The organism is Ruminococcus sp. N15.MGS-57 (assembly GCF_000980385.1).
In the GTDB taxonomy this organism is placed as follows: Bacteria; Bacillota; Clostridia; order Oscillospirales; family Ruminococcaceae; genus Hominimerdicola; species Hominimerdicola aceti.
Window position 1 is genome coordinate 1 of the sequence record NZ_LARF01000122.1, and the last position, 855, is coordinate 855.

Below are 855 nucleotides of genomic sequence, written 5' to 3' on the forward strand. Positions count from 1 at the left end.
AGCAATTAGAGGGCACCATGCACGAGAAGCCTTCCCTTATTATGCTGCTCAGCGCCAAGCAGGAAACGTCTCGACTGCTCGGAGAGGATGCGGAGAATCGGCAGGCGCGGCAGATGATCATGCGGCGAAGGAGTACGGAGCAACTTAAAAGGTCTCACCTTAAAACGGATCAATGCAAGATCGAACGTTAATGATAGCGCAAAAGCAGTAGTATTATGTGAATACGTCATTCATGTTGTGTGAATTTCTGTTCTTCTCCTTGCAATCACCCCATCTGTGCAATATGAAACAAAATGGGTATCAGAACGCAGCGTTTGGATGCTTCGTTCTGATGTCCTTTTACGATATAGTTTCTTTTACCGCGGCGACAACGATTACCGGAATTCCAGCGTCTCTTTCTGCAACGCTGCACCCCTTTTGATTAGTGATTTTTTCTCCGCACCTCTTGCAAAACAGAAAGAAGCGCGGTATAATATGACCGAAAGAACCGAATCGGTCATATTTAAGGAGGCATGAGCTTGGCTTTTACCGATTACGAGACCGAGCAGCTCCGCAAGGCACTGCTGAAGGAAACGAGACATTGTGCTGTCACGCTGGGGATGAAGAAAACCTCCGTAGAGCAGCTGACGAAGGCGGTCGGCATTGCGAAGGGCTCGTTCTATAAATTCTACGAATCCAAGGAAATGCTTTTCTTTGCGGTTTTAGAGGGAAAAATCTTGAAATATAGGGCTTTTTAAGGCCCTAAATGCGTAGGTTGGTGCTTTGTTGCGATATGCTCCATGGTTACGGTGTATTGTTCATATTCTGTTTTCGGGAATCTTTATGAAATCTTCAAAATTGCCCGGTATGCTATCC

The 855-nt window shown here is 46.0% G+C and carries 2 protein-coding genes; both read left to right on the plus strand.

Annotation, left to right across the window (positions count from 1 at the left end):
• Nucleotides 1-191 (plus strand): hypothetical protein (locus WS40_RS10815; RefSeq protein ID WP_046442278.1); only part of this gene is annotated, 191 nt, incomplete at its 5' end.
• A 327-nt stretch (nt 192-518) separates the two neighbouring features.
• Nucleotides 519-737 carry a TetR/AcrR family transcriptional regulator gene (locus WS40_RS10820; protein WP_325208547.1) on the plus strand — a complete coding sequence of 73 codons (219 nt, stop codon included), beginning with the start codon at nt 519-521 and terminating at the stop codon, nt 735-737.
• The last annotated feature ends 118 nt before the right edge of the window (nt 738-855 follow it).